This window comes from Enhygromyxa salina, assembly GCF_000737335.2.
Taxonomy (GTDB): Bacteria; Myxococcota_A; Polyangia; order Nannocystales; family Nannocystaceae; genus Plesiocystis; species Plesiocystis salina_C.
Window position 1 is genome coordinate 71,877 of sequence record NZ_JMCC02000008.1, and the last position, 15,684, is coordinate 87,560.

Sequence of the window (15,684 nt, forward strand, 5' to 3'; positions counted from 1 at the left end):
CCTCGCCCGCGCGCACAACACCCCGCTCAGTCGTCCCAGACGTATTGGTTCTCAATCACGAAGTCGCGCGGGTGGGGGGCGGGCACCCGCATGAACCCGACCCGGTCGCCGTCCAGCGGCTCGGGCACGATCCGGCAGTCGGGCTCGCAGCGCAGCGTCTGCATCCAGTGGTAGCGCAGCACCACGTCACGGTCCGGATCGGTCCCAGACACCGCGATCCGGTTGACGCTCGCGTCGACGCGACCGGGCCCGTCGAGCAGGGCGATCTTCACGTTGACCCGGTACACGATCATGCCGTTGACGAAGCCCTCGCGGGTGAGCAGGCGCGGGTGTTTCTCCCACCACGGATGCAGTTCCGACTTGGGCACGACCACCCAACCCACCGCGTAGGTCTGCAAATAGCGCTGGAACGCGTCGGGTGAATACGGCGGCGCGCCGGCGTGGCGAAACCAATTCGCGTCGCTGTGCTGGATGTTGCGGACCCGGAACCCGCCAATGATCTGCGCGTTGGTGCGCGCCATCAGGTACTCGCCCTGGACTTGGTCGGTCACGAGCCAGCGCGACTGTCCGTCGTCATGTTCGTCGATCCACGCGATCAGCTGCTCCCAGTCGTCTTGCTGGTCATACCGATAGCTGGGGGTGTAGGCGTGGCCGAGGGTGTTCATCAGGATCTCGACGCCGTCATCGGACGCTTGGGTGGCGCGCATCGAAGGGACGAAAAAGTACGCAGCGTCGCGGACCAGCAGCGCGGCGGCCAGCGTGGCCAAGATCGCCATCAGCGCGCGGCCCCCGTCTCGCCCCCCGTCTCGCCCCCCGTCTCGCCAGGGACGGGCCGCGATCGTCTGCGCCAACCACCACCCAGCCGGGATCGTCAGCGCAAACCCGAGCGGCAGCGCGTGGCGGTAGGGCTGGATCTGCGCGGCCGGGGTGTAGCCGCCCAGGTACGTCAGCGCAGCCATGCACCCGATCAGCACGATCAGCGGCAGCCAGCGCCGATCGGCTTGGCGCCGCCAGCTTCGCAGCGCGAACACGGTGGCGCCCGCGGCCAACAAGCGCACGCCCGTGTGCGGGCCGATCATGCCCTGGGTGCTGGGGTCGTGGAGCAGGCCGAGCGCGTCGTAGGCAACGAACTCGATCCCTCCCTGCTCGTAGAACGCCGAGTCCAAGATGTAGTGAAAAAATCGCTGGGCGGTCCGCAGCCACCAAAAATTGCCGGCCACGGTGAGCCCGGCGATGCCCCAGGTGATCGCGTGATCGGCCGGGCTCAGATCCCGCTCGATCCACGCCGCGCGGGCGTACATGGCCAGCATCGGGGCCACGAGGATGAAGAACATGTAGGGGTGCAGGAGGTGGCCCAGCGCCATGCACAGCCCACAAGCCAGGGCGAACACGGGCCGCCGATCCTCGAGCCAGCGGTAGCACAGCGCGAGGGGCAACAGCGCAAAGTAGGACACCTGCACGTAGGTGACCGTGCCGATGAACCACATCCAGTGCGTGAACGAATCAAACGACCACAGCAGCACGCACAGGGTCGTGCTGGCGAGCGCCGCCCAGCGATTGAAACCAAAGGTCCGCGCGGCCGCGTACACGACCACCGGCATGCCCAGGTGCACCAACAACACGTAGGCGTTGTAGGCCCGGCCCTGCCCAACGCCGAGCTTGGTCAGGGCGTACGTCCACAGCTCCCAGCCCTTGACGTCGGCGTCGAACAGCACGCCGTTGGGGGCCCCTGCGAGCAGCTGCACGTCGTAGACCCAGTGCTGGCCGTAGCCCTCGAGCCCCTCGATGACGTGCCGGACTTGGTTGGCGTGGGTCGCAAAGTCGCCGCGCGTGAACGGGTGCTCGGGCAGCGGCAGCGCGGTAGCGAAGAAGTAGGTCACCAGCGCCAGGTGGGCACCGAAGACCAGCATGAGCGCGATGACGAACACCAGGCTGACGCGCCCGCGCCCAGGCTCGCTCACTGACCGCCCCCAAAGTACACGAACGCCGCCTCCGCGAGCATGGCCAGGCCCAGGGTGATCCGCACCTGGTTCCAGTAGCGATCGATCGCCCGCGCTTGGTCCCGACCCGCTTGGTCCGGCTGGGTCGGCGCCAGTCGCAGGGGGATCAGCGCGGCCAGCAGCGGCAGCGCGGCGATCCACCAGCTAAAGCAGACCCCAGCGTAGAGCCCCGCGGCGAGCATCAGCGCGCGGGCGAGCAGGTGCGCGCGCGGGCGGCCCAACACCACCGCGGTGGTCCGCACGCCGGCGGACTTGTCTGTGTCGTGATCCCGCATGACCTGGATCGACTCGAACACCCCCGAGAACAACCCGAGCTGACCGAGCAACAGCCAGCCCTCTGGGTGCCCCGGCGCCAGCCCGACCAGGGGCATCGCCACACCCCACGCGATCATGGCCAGCACATCCAAGCCGGGCAGCCGCTTGAGCCCGGCCGAGTAGGCCCAACACACGCCGCCGCCGGCCGCGAGCGCGAGCAGCAGCCCGCCGCCCCACCACAGCGCCATGGCGATCAGCACGACGACCAAGCCCAGCTGCGCGGTCAGGCCAGCGCGCAGGTGGGTGGCCAAGTACGCGTTCTTGGTCTGATCCTTGCCGGCCGCCGCCAGATCGTCGTCGAGGTCGTACCAGTCGTTGTTGAGGTACACGAGCAGGTTGAGCAAGAACGCGAACGCGCCGCGATACCCAACCTCGGGCCAGCTCAGGTGACAGGCGATGGCGATCGCCAGCGCGCCCGCGATGTTGGCCATCTCCAGACGACGCAGGCGGAAGCTCGCCACGTCGAGCAGGATCTTGAGCGCGGGCGGCATGGCGGGCCCGCGGATGGTCACACACTCGCGCGCCCGTGAGAACAAGCGACCGCGACTTGGGCCGAGCGCGCAGCCGAACCTGGGCCGCCCGCGATCAGCTCGCGGCTGCGACCCCGGCTGCGACGTAGAGATCGTCGACGTCGAGCGAGTAATCGATCGAGCGCAGCGGCGCGTGGGCGCCCGCGTCGTGCGCGGAGTGGATCCATCCTTCGTCGGTGCGGGTCCAGACCTCGACGCGCCGACGGTCCTGCGCGACCAAGACATACTCGCACAGCGACTCGAGCTGTTGATAGTAGAGCCGCTTTTGTTCGCGATCGTAGCGCTCGGTCGCGGGGCTGAGCACCTCGACGATGATCCGTGGATTCGTCACGTGTGAGGGCGACTCGGCGTCGCGCTGCACTGGGTCACACACGACCGCCACGTCCGGGTAGGTAGCGACCTCGGCGGCGCGAATGCTGATCTGGAGATCCGATCCGTAGGGGCGGCACGGACCCCCACGCAAGTGGGCGAACAACAAGCTTGCGAGCGCCGTAGCGAGCGCCGCGTGCTCGACCGTGCCGCCAGCCATGGCGAAGATCTCGCCGGCCACATACTCGTGCTTGACCTCGCGGCTGCGGGCTTCGAGCTCGAGGTACTCGGCGAAGGTGTATCGAGGTCGCACAGCGGCTCGCAGGGCGACCCCAGGCTAGCACGACGCCGGCCCAGCGACCCTGCTGGGAGCTGCGACACTGCCATTGGACCTCAGTGCCGTGCATGGCCCGGAGCGGACTTTCGGGTTCGGTACTAGGACGTTCGCTTGGTGATCTCGAGCGCGTCGCCGCCGTAGCCCCATGCCAGGGCCCGCTTGATCAGCGGCCGCCGATACGCGCGGGTCGAGACCAGCACGCGCATCGCCTCTTGCACGCCCAGGCGCAGCTGCGAGGGCCACACGATCGCCCGCTCACACGCCCGCTGGTAGGCCCGGATCGCCCGCGGATCCAGGCCGTTCGTGCGCAGCGCATCGGCGGCGCAGCGACCCGCGAGCACCCCCGTGTGCAGCGCCTGCCAGATTCCCTCGCCCGAGAGCGGATCGATGAAGCTGCCGGCGTCGCCGCACGCGAGCACGCCGGGCCCCGCGGGTGGCCGGCTCACACGCGAGGCCAAGGGCAGCGACCACACCCGGGTGCGCCCGCGCAGGCGGGCGTTGGCGAAGCGATCGGGGTGCCGCGCGATGAAGCGATCGAGCAGCGCGGCCAGCTTGGCGTCGCCACGCGCGAAGTGATCCGCGCGCTGGTACACGCCCACGTTGGCGAGCCCGTCCACGGCCGGGAACACCCAGCCGTATCCGCAGGGCAGGTCATCCTCGAAGTAGTGGGCCGAGACCTGATCTTCGGCGCTTGGCTCGAGTTCGTAGTACCCCGTGATCGCCACGCCCAGCCCGACGCCGCGCTCGTAGCGGCGCCCGAGGGCGGCCCAGGCCAGCGAACCAGGGCCGTCGGCGGCGATCGTGATCGGGGCCCGCCACTGGTCCGCATCGGCTTCGGCCCCGACGATCTGGCCCGCTTCCACGAGCAGCCGCCGGACCTTGACGCCTTGTCGCAGCTGGGCGCTGGATGCCTCGAGCGCCCGCCGCAGCAGATCATCGAGGTGCAGGCGCGGCACGATGTAGCCCGGCTCATGGCCAAAGCTGCGACCGACCCGGGTCCCGTCGGGCAACAGCGCGGCGGCGGCGTGAACGACCGCGTGGGGGACCGTGAGCAGGGCATCCGTGACCCCGACCAGCGCGTCTACGACCCGCGCGCCGCGGTTGGAGATCGCATCGCCGCAGGTCTTGGGCCGGGGAAACCGAGCGCGGTCGAGCACGAGCACACGGGCACCCGCTCGCGCGGCGGTGATCGCTGCGGCACATCCCGCTGGACCCGCGCCGATCACCAGCACGTCGATGGGCTCGTTCGCCACGGCGCCTCATAGCATCGAGGTGGCCGGGTTGACAGCCGGGTGTGGAGGCGCGTTGTGCTTGCCGCGACCCCATCATAGAGTGGACCCATCATGCGGTCTTTGGCTTCGAACTATCGCTTGGGTGTCGTGCACGGACTCTTGGGGCTCTCGTTGGCCCTGGGTTTGGTCACCGCGCCGCTCGCCTGTACGAGCGACGACGCGGCGAGCACCAGCGGAGACGGCGATGGCGACGGCGACGCGACGACGGGCGGACCGGGCGATGGCGATCCGGGCGACGGAGATCCAGGCGACGGCGATGGGGACGGGGACGGAGATGGCGACCCCGGCGACGGCGATGGAGACGGCGACGAGGAGGTCTGCGTCGGCGTCACGCCATTGGCCAATGAGCCTCCTGGGGACGGCGACGGTGACGGCGATGGCGACGGCGACGGCGATGGCGACGGAGACGGAGATGGCGACGGAGACGGGGACGGGGACGGGGACGGGGATGGCGACACCGGCGAGCCGCCGTGTGACAACTGCGCTCCGCATTGGCGCCTGTACGACTTCCAGCCGCAAAGCTGCGGGTTCACCCAGTACTACGGCCTCGACTCGTTCGAGAACCACGTGACGTTGGTGGCGCTCCTCGCCGGCTGGTGTTCCTACTGTCAGGCCCAGGCAATCAAGATGGAGCAGTTGCGCCTCGAACTGCGCGCAGAGGGCTACGATGCGCAGCTCGTCGCAATCAACCTAATCAGCGCAGACACCGAGGAGTATCAGCAAAACCTGATCGATCGCTGCGCGTTTCCGCTGTTTCAGGACACGGCAGAAGCGGGCGCGGTCTCGGCCCACGGCGGCGGCAAAGATGACATGTACATCTACGCGGCCGACGGCACCCTCGCGCTCGAGCTGCCCGTCAACGGCGAGCTGAGCACCAACTTGTCGACGGCCGAGGGCTACGACAACGTCAAGCAGGCGATCATCAGCGCGTTTTAGGGTGTGCGGCACTCGCCCGCGCTCGGCCGATCAAAAGAAAAAGTCCCACCACCCAGTCAGCGACAAGAACACGGTGTGCTGATCCGTAGCGAGCCCAACGTCATCGTCGCCACCAAGCTCGTGCTGGTAGAAGAACCCATTGGTCGCCGTCGAGTGGTCGTAGCGATACTCGGCGCGGACCAGCAGGTGATCGTAGAGCTGCAAGCTCGCCGTGCCGGTCCCGCTGATCAGCCACTGATCGACCCCAAAGAAGCGCCCGTCTCGATCGAGCGAAGCCTCGGGTCGCACGGCCAGATCGACCTTCGCGTGCTTGCCCTCGAACACGGTGCCGCGCGCGAACAGGGCCCCGCCCGTGTACAGCGACTGCAGCTCGTTGGCGCGCCCGGCCCGGTCGACGCCAAGATCCCAGACCGCGGCCAGCGAGAAGTGATCGTCAAAGTCGTAGATCGCCCAGGTGTCCCAGTAGACCAGCCAGTCCTTGGCCTCGAGGCTGGTGCCCTCGGGCCCAAAGTAGACGTAGGTTGCGAGCGAGAGCGCAGTCTCGCCGCTGCGAGGGGAGCTCACCGGCGTGGGCCCGCGGGTCCACGTCAGGCCAACCAGCCCGCTCGGCGCCGAGTTGAGATCTGCGTAGCTCTGGAACCCATTGACGACCCAGCCGGACAGCTCGAATCCGGCGGGCAGGGGCTGCGCGATCTTGGCGCCCGCGAGATAGTAGGGGACCAGGTTGCTCTCCCAGGTGGTCGTGTAGTTCCAGTTGTGGCGGGTCCAGAACGAGCCAATGCCCATCGGGCCCTCGAACACGCCGGCCGCGAACACGGTCTTGGCCTTGGGCAGCGCGATCCCAACGTTGCCGAGCGCGATGTGCTTGAACACCTCGGAGCCCGCGAACTTGCCGTCGTCGCCGCCCGGGATCGGCTCGCCCGAGGTCAGCGCGTCGACGGCCGCGCCCGCGTGAAAGCCCAGCTCGAAGATCCACGGCTGGCCCTCGCGCGCGGGGTGGCGAATGAACGCGCCGACGTTGTTGACCGCCAGCTCGTTGGTCCGCGGGTTCGTGAACATGCCGCGGTAGACATGGTTGTTGGGTGAGTTGGAGTTGAAGCCCCACGCGACGTCGACGAACACCTCGGCCTGCCAGCCGCCCTTGCGCTTGGCTTCGTCGGCCTCTGGCGTGGGGTGGCTGTCATCCGCGGGGGCGCTCGTGCTCGCGCTCTTGGTTGGACCGTCGGCGTTCGAGTTGTCGCCCGCGTGGGTGACTGGCGGAGCCACGTCGACTCGCTCGCTCGGCGCCTGGTCCTCGCTCGCCGCGGGCGGCGAGGTCAACAAACATGCGAGCAGCGGCATGGTTGGCATTGGCCAATAGTTAGCATGAGCGCGCACGCAATGGCTGCGTCGACGTGGTATCAAGTCGCCGCCCGCCAGCGGCGCTGGTCTCGTAACCCAACCTCCCCTCGGGCGTAGACCCGCGCGCGCCCGCAGCCTCCTCGGTCATGCCGGATCCCCACGCAAATCCACCCAAGCCTGCCCTCGATCCAGTTGTGGTCGCCAAGTGGAGCGAGCTCCAGGACCGGGCGCCAGCCCACGCCCTGGTCGCCGACATCGATCTGGTCGTGGTCCGCTACGACGACCAGGTCTCGGTCCTCTACGGTCGCTGCTTGCATCGCGGCGCGCTGCTGTCAGATGGCCACGTCGACGGGCCCAACCTGATCTGCGGCGTCCATGACTGGGACTACCGGCTCGACACGGGGGTCAGCGCCTACGCAAACCACGAGGTCCTGCACAAATTCACCGCGACGATCGATCGCCAGGCAGACAGCGTCAGCGTCGATCGGCACGAGGTCGAACGCTTCGCGCTCGAGCACCCCCAGCCCTTCGATCGCAGCGCGTACCAGGGCAACTACGCCGACACCCACCCGGCCGCCGAAGAGCCCTTCAACAAGCGGATCCGGGCGCTCGCGCGCGACGGCCTGAGCAAGACCGGCCACCACGGTCCCACGTCGGCGATGGGCGTGCCGCTGACCGAGCTGCCGCGCTGGACCAGCATTCAGGTCCTCACGGCCCAGCTGGCTCGCCAGCCGCTGCTCGACGACGCCCCGGTCGGCACCGAGGTCATCATTGGCCCAACCGCCAAAAAGCCGCTGCGCCTCGAGATCCCCTTGTTCGTCAGCGACATGAGCTTCGGAGCGCTCAGCGAGGAGGCCAAGATCGCCCTCGCCCGCGGCGCCGAGCTCGCGGGCACGGGCATCTGCTCGGGCGAAGGTGGGATGCTGCCCGAGGAGCAGCAGTCCAACTCGCGCTACTTCTACGAGCTGGCTTCGGCGCGGTTTGGCTGGAGGCTCGACAAGGTCGCCCGCTGCCAAGCGTTTCACTTCAAGGGCGGGCAGGGGGCCAAGACTGGCACCGGCGGGCACCTGCCCGGCACCAAGGTCATCGGCAAGATCGCCCAGGTTCGCGGGCTGCCCGAGGGCCAGCCCGCGATCAGCCCGGCCACGTTCCCCGACCTCCACACCGTCGCCGACTTTCGCCGGGTCGCCGACCAGGTCCGCGAGGTCAGCGGTGGGATCCCGATCGGCTTCAAGTTGTCGGCCCAGCACATCGAAGCGGACATCGACTTCGCCCTGGAGATCGGCTGCGAGTACCTGATCCTCGACGGTCGCGGCGGCGGCACTGGGGCCGCGCCCGAGCTGTTCAAGGGCAACATCTCGGTGCCCACGATCCCCGCGCTGGCGCGCGCGCGACGGCACCTGGATCGACGCCGCGGCGAGCGGGCTGGCGGCGCGGGTGGGGGGCAGATCACGCTCGTGATCACCGGCGGCCTGCGGACCGAGGGCGACTTCTGCAAGGCGCTCGCGCTCGGGGCTGACGCGATCGCCGTGTCCAACGCGGCGCTGCAGGCGATCGGCTGCCTGGGCATGCGGGCTTGCCACACCAACAACTGTCCGGTCGGCATCGCCACTCAAAAGCCGCACTTGCGCGCGCGCCTCGAGATCGACCAGTCTGCGCGCCAGCTGCACCGCTTCTTCACCGCAACGGTCGACCTCATGAAGATCATGGCGCGGGCGTGCGGTCACTCGCACCTGCGCGAATTCTCGCTGCATGATCTCACCACCTGGGATCGCGAGATGGCCGCGCTGAGCGGGGTTTCCTACGGCGGCGTCGGCTAGAGTCCACCGCAGCGCTCACCACCATCATGGCTGATAGCTTCGACTTTCCAGACACCGTCGCCAATTGGCAGGCGCTCACGCGACCGCGCTCGAGCGATCTCGAGGACACGCGCCTGCAGCTGCACTGGGCCGCGCAGCTGGTCTCTGCGATCGGCAACACGCTGTGTGCCGCTCGCAGCGACGACTCGCACACCAACCTCGAGTGGTCCGAGACTCGCCAGGGGTTGCTGAGCAAGCCCAGCGACACCGATCCATCCGTGCGCGCGCTGCTGCGGTTCCCAGACGTGAGCATCGAGCTGTTGAGCGGGCAGCAGACGGTCGCAACGCTCCCGCTCGAAGGCCGCCGGTTCAGCGAGGCCCTGGACTGGCTGACCGCCGCGGTCGCCACCGCGATCGGCCAGCCGCAGCTCGAGCTCGCGCGGCCCCGCCACGCCTTGCCGGCGCACCGCGTCGATCCAAACGGCGCAGGCGAGCCGTTTGGCGGCTGGCAACCCCACGCGCTGCGGGAGCTGACCCGGTGGTTCTCCAACGGCGATCGGGCGCTGCGAGAGCTCCGCAGCCACGACGCGCGCGCGACCGAGGTCCGCTGCTGGCCGCACCACTTCGACATCGCAACGCTGCTGGTGGTCGAGCGCGAGCACGCCAACGATCCCCACAGCGAGGTCACCCGCAGCCTGGGCGTGGGCATGACGCCCGGCGACGGCAGCTACGCCGACGCCTACTGGTACGTCACCCCTTGGCCGTATCCCGCCGCGCCCGAGCTCCCGCCGCTCGAAGGCGGCGGGATCTGGCACAAGGACGGCTGGGTTGGCGCGGTGCTGACCTCGACGGCGCTGCGCAACCCCCAGGCAGAGCGCTTCATCAAATTCCTGCGCTCGGCCTTGGCCGCCTGCGAAGGCATGCTCGGGTAGCCTGGTATGACGGTCGTCGTCACGGGCGCGTCGGGCCACCTCGGCGCCAATGTAGTCCGCGCGCTGCTCGAGCGCGGGGAGTCGGTCCGGGCCCTCGTTCACCGCAGCGCCGCCGCGCTCGACGGCCTTCAGGGTCCGCTCGAGCGGGTCGAGGGCAGCGTGTGCGAGCCCGCCAGCCTTGGCCCCGCGTTCGAGGGGGCCCGCCGGGTCTATCACCTGGCCGGGGTCATCTCGCTCGACGGCGATCCCAAAGGGAACGTGCATCGGGTCAACGTCGAGGGCACCCGCAACGTCGCCCGCGCCTGCGTCGAGCGCGGCGTTGACCGCCTGGTCCACGTCAGCTCGGTCCACGCCTACGACATGGATCCGCGCGACGAGATCCTCGATGAACGCCGCGGACAGGTCGCGGACTCGTCCGAGCACAGCGCCTACGATCGCAGCAAGGCGCTCGGCGAGCGGGTCGTGCACGAGCACATCGACGCGGGCCTCGACGCGGTGATCCTCAATCCAACCGGGATCATGGGTCCGGTCGACTTTGGGCCTTCGCGGCTGGGCCAGCTGCTGGTGGATCTGAGCGCCGGCAAGCTCCCGGCCGTGCTCGACGGGGGCTTCGACTTCGTCGACGTGCGCGACGTGGCGCTTGGGGTCATCGCGGCAGGTGAGCAGGGTCGGCGCGGTGAGAACTACATCTTGGGCAACGCCTGGTACTCCCTGCGCGAGCTGGCCAAGCTGGTCGAGCGGGCAGGGGGCGCGCGCGCCCCACGATGGGCAAGTCCGGTCTGGGCGGCGCGGCTGGGCGTCCCCTTTGCCCGGCTCGCCTCGCGGGTGGCCGGGCGCGAGCCAAGCGTCACGCGCGAGTCGCTCGACGTCCTGGTCTCGAACCGCTCGATCTCCAGCGCCAAGGCGCGCGCAGAGCTCGGCCACGCCCCGCGCCCGCTGGCCGACACGGTCGCAGACTCGCTGGCCTACTTCGCGCGCTGATCCGCGGCTGGTCTCAGCTCGGGCACTCGGGCGAGGGCGTCTCGCCCGCTCGCGGACGCCTTCGTGGATTGGTCCACCGAGCCGGCCTGTCCGATCATGCTATCGATCGCGGCCATGCTGGACAGCCCCGAGTTTCACCGGACCCTCACCTGGGTGATGATCGGTCTGGCCCTGGTCACCTTCGTCGCGGTCTCGCGGATCACCGCACCCTACGGACGCCACACCAAGTCCAGCTGGGGTCCAAGCATGCCAGCGCGGCTTGGCTGGATCGTGATGGAGTCGCCGGCGGTGCTGCTGTTCGCGTGGATCTATTTTCAGGGTGAGCACCGGTTCGAGCTGGTGCCCTTGCTGTTGCTGGGCATGTGGCAGTTTCACTACGTCCAGCGGACCTTCGTCTACCCGTTTCGCATGCGCAACGAGGGCAAGACCATGCCGGTGGTGGTCTGCGCGATGGCGTTTGGGTTTCAGGTGCTCAACGTCTACGTCAACGCCCGCTGGATCTCCGAATTTGGCAGCTACGACGTCGCCTGGCTCAGCGACCCGCGCCTGTGGATTGGCGCGGCGCTGTTCTTGGGTGGGTGGCTGATCAACGTCAAGGCCGACGCGATCTTGATCGCGCTGCGCAAGCCCGGCGAGCAAGGCTACAAGGTCCCGCGCGGGTGGCTCTACGAGTACATCTCGTGTCCCAACTACTTGGGTGAGATGCTGGAGTGGACCGGCTGGGCGGTCGCAACGTGGTCGGCTCCCGGGCTGGCGTTCATGCTGTTCACGATCGCCAACATTGGGCCGCGGGCGCTGGTCAATCATCGCTGGTATCGCGAGACCTTCCCGGACTACCCCGATCAGCGAAAAGCCGTGATCCCCTTCGTGCTGTGAGCGACAAGCCCGCGCTCGCGCGCTGACGCTGGGCGGAGTATAGGCAGGGCGCGAAGGTGATGAGCGAAGCAGACCAACATGAGTCCGGGCATGAGTCCGGGCACGAGTCCGAGCGGGTGCTGTTCAGCCAGCGATCGCCGTTCCAGGACATCGTGCTGGCGCAGGAGCCCAGCGGACACATCAACCTCACCCTCGACGACGTCTGGCAGTTTCGCTCGCAGGACGAGCACGTGTTTCACGAGGTGCTCGCGGACACGCCGATCATGATGGCTGCGTCGCCGGCGAGCGTGTTGATCCTCGGCGGCGGTGACGGCTTGGCCTTGCGCAACGTGCTGCGCTATCCCGCGGTCCGTCAGGTCACGCTGTGTGAGCTAGATCCGTGCGTGTTGACCATGACGCGCACGGTCCCGGAGCTGGTCGCGCTCAGCGAAAACAGCCTGGCGGATCCGCGCGCGCAGGTCATCGCCGCCGACGCGCTGGCCTTCGTCGAGACCGCGGACGTGCGCTATGACGTCGTCATCTGCGACTTCCCGGCGGTGACCAGCCCCGAGCTCTCGCGCCTGTTCGCGCCCGCGTTCTTTCGCCAGCTCGCGGCGATCACCCACGCACACAGCGTCGTCTCGATCCAGGTCAGCCTGGATCCGGCGGGCTTTTGGCCGATCTGCGCCGCCGTCGAGGCCTCGTTTGCATGGTTGCACCCGATGCTCGCCAATCTAGACGCCGCGGCAGATGTCGACGGCGGCGACGACGACAATTGGGCAGACTTCGTGATCGCCAGCCAGACCCCGCAGGTCCTGCGAACTAAGCCCGCCGCCGAGCTGCGCTTTCTCAGCCACGCGCGGGTGCCCCGGCTGCGCATCAAGAACCGCGCAGGCGACCGGTTCGAGACCGACGAATACGGGCAGATGCCCGACTATCGGTAGAATTCAGCGCCGCCCACGCAATCCCGGTGGCGACGCCGTCATCCCGGTGGCGACGCCGTCATCCAGTCGCGCGCGTGTCTCGGTTTAGCACCGTGCGCCCGACACATTTGCGTTCGCTGACGAACGCAGCTAGTAGACGCCCAGTTCGTCATGATTGAGGATGAGTCATTCACGGGTGTACCGCCTGCGCTTCGTGCTGCGATGGAGCTCAAGGGCTTCAAGGCCTTGACCGCCGTGCAGCGAGCGGTGGTCGAGCAAGAAGCGGTCGGCAAGAACCTGCGGATCTCGTCCCAGACCGGGTCGGGCAAGACGGTTGCGATCGGCATCGCGCTCCACGACGAGCTGGCCAACACCGAGCGCGAGCCCGGCAACAGCCCCAGCGCGATCTTGATCACCCCCACGCGGGAGCTCGCCAACCAAGTCCGCGAGGAGCTCTCGTGGCTGTACGCCAACTTGAGCGGCATGTACGTCACCGTTGTCACTGGCGGCACCGACATCAGTCGCGAGCGGCGAGCGCTCGAGCGGCGGCCCCGGTTGGTCGTGGGCACGCCGGGCCGCATGCTCGATCACATGCGCAGCGGCGCGCTCGACTGCAGCGCGGTCAAGCACGTGGTCCTCGACGAGGCTGATCAGATGTTCGACATGGGCTTTCGCGACGAGCTCGAGGCGATCATCGAGCAGCTCCCCAGCGAGCGCCTGAGCCACCTGGTCTCGGCAACCTTCCCGCGTCAGGTCCGGACCTTCGCCGACAACTTCCAGGGCCAGTACCTCCACATCCAGGGCACCAAGCTCGGCGAGGCCAACGAAGACATCCAGCACGTCGCGTTCCGGGTCCGCCCCAACGATCGCTACGCCGCCCTGATCAACGAGCTGATCTTGACCCAAGACGAGCGCTGCTTGGTGTTTGTCCGGCGTCGCGCCGACGCGGCCGAGCTCGCAGAGAACCTGGCCGCGGATGGCTTCTCGGCGCTGCCGCTCAGCGGCGACCTGCCGCAGGCCCAGCGCTCCCGCACCCTCAACGCGTTTCGCAACGGCCTGGTCAAGACGCTGGTCGCAACCGACGTGGCCTCGCGGGGGATCGACGTCGCCGACATCTCAATGGTCGTGCACTACGACCTGCCCGAAGATCCATCGGCCTACACCCACCGCAGCGGTCGCACGGGTCGCGCCGGGCAGCAGGGCAAGAGCCTGCTGTTGGTCGCTCCGCAGGCCGAGGGGCGGATCCGAAGGCTGTGGTCGCTCGCCAAGATCGAGGGCAGCTGGGTCGCGCCAATGACCCCGGCCAAGGTCCGCAAGACCTTGCGCAAGAAGCTGCGCAAGCAGCTGCATGATCAGCTCTCGGCTGACGAGTCACCCAGCGAAGAGCAGCTCGAGTACGCCCAGACCTTGCTGGCCCGGTTCTCCCCCGAGCTGCTGGTCTCGCGCCTGCTCGAGATCGCCGACCCGCCGCTCCCGCGCGAGCCCATGGAGATCGCGCCGGTCGAGGCCCGCGGCGCTCGCGGGGGCTCGAACGATCGCTCGGACGCTGGGCCTCGCTCGCGCGGTCGGTCCGACGGGTCGCGCTCGGGTCCACGCGGATCCTACGAGGGGCCGTACCAGCGCTACTCGATCAACTGGGGCCACCGCGCTGGCGCGACGCCGGCCCGGCTGCTCGCCCACATTTGCCGACGCGGGGACATCTCCAGCCAAGCGATCGGGGCCCTGCGGATCGAAGTCCGCAGCAGCACCTTCGAGGTCGCGCAGAGCGTGGCCACGCAGTTCGAGTCGCGCGCCCGGGTGCCGGACTCGCGCGACCCGGGCCTGCACATCGAGGTCATGAACGGGCGTGGGGACCATGCGGACCATGGCAATCAGGCCAGGGGTGACCACGGTGGTCCCAACGATCGGGGTAATCGCGAAGGTAAGCGCCCCGCGTTTCGCCCGCGCAACAAGGGCCCTCGCAAGCCGCGTTAGTCGCGGGTCTTCGCGGGCGCGGTCAAGCCAGCGTCAATGGGTGGGGGCGTCCCATCTGTTGGCGCTCTTTTGCGTACACTCGTGAATGGCACGAGGGGCCGGACTGAGTGCTTTAGGACAGCAATGTACACTCCATGACTGCACATTGAACCCCGGCCTGGATCCATTCGCTGAAAATCGGGCGAGATACCGCCCACGCATTTCGTCGCGAATACGATCCTTGGATTCAGCCGCCACCCCGGTCGCGGCGCAGGCGTGCCTTTTGCGCCGCGCCCTTGGCGACGAGCCTGGGCTTGAGCCAGCGACGCAGACCGGGGACCAGATAGGCCAGGGTCGCCAGCTTGGCCCCTGACACCGGAAACTCCCGCTCGACGCGTTGATCGCTCGCGCACGCGAGGATCATCTGGGCGACATCTTCGGCGCTGCAGATCTCCTGCGAGAGCACGATGTCTTCGACCTCGTCGAGCTCGTCCATGATGAAGCCGGTGTCGATCGGCCCCGGGCTGACCACGGACACGCTCACGTTGGTCCCACGCAGCTCCTCGGCCATCGCGTAGCTGAACGCCCGCAGGCCGAATTTCGTGGCCGAGTAGGTCGCTGCGCCGTCGAGGGGGACCTTGCCCGCGAGGCTGGCGACGTTGACGATGAATCCGCCGCTGGCCCGCAGGTGGGGCAGGACCATGGACGAGAGCGCGATCGGGGCGCGGAGGTTGACGTCGACCATCAGCGACAGCTCGTCGGGTTCGCGCGTGGCGACCGGACCACGAAAGTGCGCCCCGGCGTTGTTGACCAGGCCCCCGATGCCACCAAAGCGCTCGACGGTCGCGCGCACCAAGTGGGCGAGGGCCTCGTTGTCGGCCACGTCGGCGGCGATCGTGAGCGTTCGGTCGCCGTCCCCGAGCGCGGCGGCGGCCTGCTCGAGCGGCTCGAGCCGACGCGCGACCATGACCACGTTGGCGCCCTCGCGGTGAAACAGCTCGGCCGTCGCGCGGCCGACCCCGAGTGACGCGCCGGTGATGATGATGGTGCGGTCGCGAAAGCGCATGGGCCCATGTATGCCGTAGACCCGGGCCAACGAGAAGCAGGGGGCCCGCGAGCGCCTGAATTCGCCGTGGGGCGCCGTTAGTCGATGAATTGCGCGATGCGCGGACTTCGCTCCA

The 15,684-nt window shown here is 68.5% G+C and carries 13 protein-coding genes; 7 read left to right on the forward strand and 6 right to left on the reverse strand.

Annotated features, from left to right (window positions below):
* Positions 1–26: 26 nt before the first annotated feature.
* The 4 genes from DB30_RS03995 to DB30_RS04010 all read right to left on the reverse strand — a co-directional run bounded on the left by DB30_RS03995 (position 27) and on the right by DB30_RS04010 (position 4,744).
* Positions 27–1,961, reverse strand: a complete 1,935-nt coding sequence (locus tag DB30_RS03995; RefSeq protein WP_052546632.1) for a hypothetical protein — start codon at positions 1,959–1,961, stop codon at positions 27–29.
* The gene (locus DB30_RS04000; protein WP_146657995.1) at positions 1,958–2,806 is read right to left on the reverse strand and encodes a UbiA family prenyltransferase; all 849 of its coding nucleotides are present in this window, start codon (positions 2,804–2,806) and stop codon (positions 1,958–1,960) included. The genes DB30_RS03995 and DB30_RS04000 overlap by 4 nt, the downstream gene beginning before the upstream one ends.
* Positions 2,807–2,900: 94 nt before the next feature.
* Positions 2,901–3,467 (reverse strand): Uma2 family endonuclease, encoded by a 567-nt coding sequence (locus tag DB30_RS04005; protein ID WP_240480161.1) that lies wholly within the window; start codon positions 3,465–3,467, stop codon positions 2,901–2,903.
* Between the two features lie 122 nt (positions 3,468–3,589).
* On the reverse strand, positions 3,590–4,744 hold the full coding sequence (locus tag DB30_RS04010; RefSeq protein ID WP_052546635.1) for an NAD(P)/FAD-dependent oxidoreductase: 1,155 nt from the start codon (positions 4,742–4,744) through the stop codon (positions 3,590–3,592).
* Between the two features lie 126 nt (positions 4,745–4,870).
* On the opposite strand from DB30_RS04010, the gene DB30_RS41210 reads away from it, so the two are divergent.
* Positions 4,871–5,719: a peroxiredoxin family protein gene (locus DB30_RS41210; RefSeq protein WP_146657996.1), complete on the forward strand. Its 849-nt coding sequence runs from the start codon at positions 4,871–4,873 to the stop codon at positions 5,717–5,719.
* Positions 5,720–5,749: 30 nt separating this feature from the next.
* Here DB30_RS41210 and DB30_RS04020 read toward each other — a convergent pair whose 3' ends face one another.
* The gene (locus tag DB30_RS04020) at positions 5,750–7,060 is read right to left on the reverse strand and encodes an outer membrane beta-barrel protein (protein WP_205632903.1); all 1,311 of its coding nucleotides are present in this window, start codon (positions 7,058–7,060) and stop codon (positions 5,750–5,752) included.
* Positions 7,061–7,206: 146 nt separating this feature from the next.
* Here DB30_RS04020 and DB30_RS04025 point away from each other — a divergent pair, with 146 nt between their 5' ends.
* The 6 genes from DB30_RS04025 (at position 7,207) to DB30_RS04050 (ending at position 14,524) form a co-directional block, all read left to right on the forward strand.
* Positions 7,207–8,880 carry a glutamate synthase-related protein gene (locus tag DB30_RS04025; RefSeq protein WP_052546638.1) on the forward strand — a complete coding sequence of 558 codons (1,674 nt, stop codon included), beginning with the start codon at positions 7,207–7,209 and terminating at the stop codon, positions 8,878–8,880.
* A gap of 26 nt (positions 8,881–8,906) precedes the next feature.
* Positions 8,907–9,791 carry a hypothetical protein gene (locus DB30_RS04030; RefSeq protein ID WP_052546639.1) on the forward strand — a complete coding sequence of 295 codons (885 nt, stop codon included), beginning with the start codon at positions 8,907–8,909 and terminating at the stop codon, positions 9,789–9,791.
* Between the two features lie 6 nt (positions 9,792–9,797).
* Complete coding sequence (locus tag DB30_RS04035; protein WP_052546640.1) at positions 9,798–10,772, forward strand: NAD-dependent epimerase/dehydratase family protein; 975 nt, start codon at positions 9,798–9,800, stop codon at positions 10,770–10,772.
* Between the two features lie 114 nt (positions 10,773–10,886).
* Positions 10,887–11,648 carry a DUF1295 domain-containing protein gene (locus DB30_RS04040; protein ID WP_052546680.1) on the forward strand — a complete coding sequence of 254 codons (762 nt, stop codon included), beginning with the start codon at positions 10,887–10,889 and terminating at the stop codon, positions 11,646–11,648.
* Between the two features lie 59 nt (positions 11,649–11,707).
* Positions 11,708–12,571 (forward strand): spermidine synthase, encoded by an 864-nt coding sequence (locus tag DB30_RS04045; RefSeq protein ID WP_052546641.1) that lies wholly within the window; start codon positions 11,708–11,710, stop codon positions 12,569–12,571.
* 150 nt (positions 12,572–12,721) lie between these two features.
* Complete coding sequence (locus DB30_RS04050) at positions 12,722–14,524, forward strand: DEAD/DEAH box helicase (RefSeq protein ID WP_146657997.1); 1,803 nt, start codon at positions 12,722–12,724, stop codon at positions 14,522–14,524.
* Positions 14,525–14,750: 226 nt separating this feature from the next.
* Here DB30_RS04050 and DB30_RS04055 read toward each other — a convergent pair whose 3' ends face one another.
* Positions 14,751–15,569 carry an SDR family NAD(P)-dependent oxidoreductase gene (locus tag DB30_RS04055; RefSeq protein ID WP_052546643.1) on the reverse strand — a complete coding sequence of 273 codons (819 nt, stop codon included), beginning with the start codon at positions 15,567–15,569 and terminating at the stop codon, positions 14,751–14,753.
* Positions 15,570–15,684: the final 115 nt, after the last annotated feature.

Bases quoted from the DNA above. Each gene is read 5' to 3' on its own strand.
- DB30_RS04000 (WP_146657995.1), bottom strand. From the start codon at position 2,806: ATGCCGCCCGCGCTCAAGATCCTGCTCGACGTGGCGAGCTTCCGCCTG.
- DB30_RS04020 (WP_205632903.1), bottom strand. From the start codon at position 7,060: ATGCCGCTGCTCGCATGTTTGTTGACCTCGCCGCCCGCGGCGAGCGAG.
- DB30_RS04025 (WP_052546638.1), top strand. From the start codon at position 7,207: ATGCCGGATCCCCACGCAAATCCACCCAAGCCTGCCCTCGATCCAGTT.
- DB30_RS04030 (WP_052546639.1), top strand. From the start codon at position 8,907: ATGGCTGATAGCTTCGACTTTCCAGACACCGTCGCCAATTGGCAGGCG.
- DB30_RS04035 (WP_052546640.1), top strand. From the start codon at position 9,798: ATGACGGTCGTCGTCACGGGCGCGTCGGGCCACCTCGGCGCCAATGTA.
- DB30_RS04040 (WP_052546680.1), top strand. From the start codon at position 10,887: ATGCTGGACAGCCCCGAGTTTCACCGGACCCTCACCTGGGTGATGATC.
- DB30_RS04045 (WP_052546641.1), top strand. From the start codon at position 11,708: ATGAGCGAAGCAGACCAACATGAGTCCGGGCATGAGTCCGGGCACGAG.
- DB30_RS04050 (WP_146657997.1), top strand. From the start codon at position 12,722: ATGATTGAGGATGAGTCATTCACGGGTGTACCGCCTGCGCTTCGTGCT.
- DB30_RS04055 (WP_052546643.1), bottom strand. From the start codon at position 15,569: ATGCGCTTTCGCGACCGCACCATCATCATCACCGGCGCGTCACTCGGG.